Raw genomic sequence first — 2,102 nt, 5'->3', positions numbered from 1 at the left:
AAAGCCTACGATAGCCCCACCGCTGCCTACGCCGCCACCTCCTTCAAAAACGATGGTTCCGACTACCTAGTGCGGAATATTGAATATCAAGGGATTTCTAATGTGGTGAGTACAGCGAGCATTGTCGGTGATTCAATTACTGACTTTCGTTCAGCTAGTGCGATCGACAGCAACAAAGTTAGCAATGTCAGGCAAGATGGGATTCGCTTGCAAGGTGGCGATACCGATATTGAGAACAACGATATCACCAACGCTAATATTGGTGGTGGTCTCAACAGAGGTGGTATCCCGTTACAGGATTCCAGCTTGCTTGGTGGTTCAGGGCCGACAACAGTGGATATAAGCAATTTCATCACCAACTCTTTCAATGGGGTGGCGAGCGCTAATCCTAGTGTGACAGTCAAGGCCGCGCAGAACTGGTTACCTTCACCTACAGGGCTGATTGGAGGTGGCACTGACCCGAATCTTATTGCTGGGGTAGGTGCTAGTTTCGTCGCCTTCAACCCATTTGCTACTTCGGTCTGATAGAACCATTTCAAGGTCGTACTCTTAGACGCTACGCCCGTTATTCGAGTACGACCTTGAACCCTTGTAGATTGAAGGAAGTAGATTGCAATTGGCTATTAAGTGGGGGTTTTTGATATTGTCGGTTTGTGGTAATTATTGTTGGTAAAACCCGGTCATAAAATTATTGATTGGATATTATTGTTTTTTTTCGTTTACCTACATAGGGCTTGCTGAAGCAGTTGCAAAAGTAAACACTGTATGAGTTGTCTGACCCTAAAAAGGTGGAAGGGTGCAAGAAAAACAGCTAAAATAGATCAAAAGTCGTGCATCACCAACTGCGATCGTGTACAGAAAAGCTGAGGTTGCCCCAAGCCCCCCATCCGAGTTTGAACTGCCCTTCGGAGGCAGCTTGTCACCCGATAACCGTTGGGTAAAGATGGCCCAAGTAATACCGTGGTCAGAATTTGCTCTAAACTTCCCCACAGAAATGGGTGCACCAGCCAAATCCTTTCGGATGGCGTTGGGGGCATTAATTATCAAAGAAAAACTCGGAATTAGCGATCGGGAAACAGTCGAACAAATCCGTGAAAACCCCTATCTGCAATACTTTATTGGTCAATCAAGCTACAGTAACGAGCTGCCATTTGACCCATCACTATTAGTTCATTTCCGACAACGAATTAGTTGGAATCTAATTAATAAAGTGAACGAACGCATGGTCAAGAAAATACGAGAAGCCGCCACAGGAAAACCAGAAAAAAAAAGGATTCGGACGCCAAAAATGAGTTACAAAATCGAGGAAAACTAATCATAGATGCGACCTGCGCCCCCGCCGATATTACCTATCCAACCGACTTGGGACTATTAAACCTTGCCAGAATTCACACCGAAAAAATTATAGATATTCTCTATAAATCTCTAAAAAACAAAGCCCCAAAAAAGTCAAGAACCTACCGAAATCTAGCGAGAAAAGACTACTTGGCAGTAGCCAAACAACGACGACCGACCCGAAACAAAAAAAGACAAGCAATTAAAAAACAACTCCAATATATCAAAAGAAATTTAGCTCATATTGAACAGCTAATAGAGTTAGGCGCGACCCTAAAAAGTCTGAATAAAAAGCAATATAAAACCTTGCTAGTCCTCACAGAGGTCTATCGCCAACAGCAATGGTTATTTGATAACAATAAACAGAGCATTGAGGATAGAATAGTAAGTTTAAGCCAACCCCATATCCGTCCCATTGTCAGAGGAAAAACAGGGAAAAAAGTAGAGTTTGGAGCCAAACTATCAGCGAGTTGCTTTGAAGGATATGTATTTTTAGACCGGATGAGTTGGGAGAGTTTCAACGAATCAGGAGACTTAAAAGCACTCTTTAGAAGCATATCGTAGGTTCACCGGATACTATCCAGAGTCAGTTCATGCCGTTAGCGAAGCCCTCGAAGAGGATCGCATTTACCGAAATCGGGAAAACCGAGCATGGTGTAAAGAAAAAGGGATTAGGCTCAGTGGACCCCCCCTAGGGCGTCGGTTCAGTATTAGGAGTTGACAAAACAAACTGAAAATGATAGGTGAATTGAAAAGCCTGTTAAATT

General features: G+C 43.5%; 1 protein-coding gene and 1 pseudogene. Both read left to right on the top strand.

The genetic code is table 11. From position 1 onward, the window contains the following. Positions 1–525, top strand: a 525-nt coding sequence (locus tag QUA77_RS28935) for a hypothetical protein (protein ID WP_333454059.1), incomplete at its 5' end; no start/stop codon positions are given. Between the two features lie 325 nt (positions 526–850). Then, positions 851–2,035 (top strand): annotated as a pseudogene (locus QUA77_RS28930) (IS5 family transposase); the annotation flags it as partial. Positions 2,036–2,102 lie beyond the last annotated feature (67 nt).

The organism is Microcoleus sp. K5-D4 (assembly GCF_036704575.1).
GTDB lineage: Bacteria > Cyanobacteriota > Cyanobacteriia > Cyanobacteriales > Microcoleaceae > Microcoleus.
This window is presented reverse-complemented; position numbering and strand designations above follow the sequence as displayed.